Origin of the sequence: Tannerella sp. (assembly GCF_030528505.1) — a bacterium.
Taxonomy (GTDB): Bacteria; Bacteroidota; Bacteroidia; order Bacteroidales; family Tannerellaceae; genus Tannerella.
In genome coordinates, this window is the sequence record NZ_JAUMYS010000077.1 from 12803 (window position 1) to 13041 (window position 239).

The following is a 239-nucleotide window of genomic DNA, read 5'->3' on the forward strand; positions in this document are numbered from 1 at the left end:
TTCACTTTTCACTCTTCGTTTATTTTGCGTTCAGTCAACGAATCAATATTTATTATCTCAGGCTTTCAGCCCTCTATGGGGTTGCGGCCTTTGTCCCCAACGCTTCGCTTCGCTACACATTGGGCTGAATTAAAGCGCCCTTTCAGGGCTGTTTTTTAATTGTTAATTGTCAGGTGTTAATTGTCATGCCAAATACATGGTTCAGCGTGTTCCACGCATAACCATTGACAATTAACCAT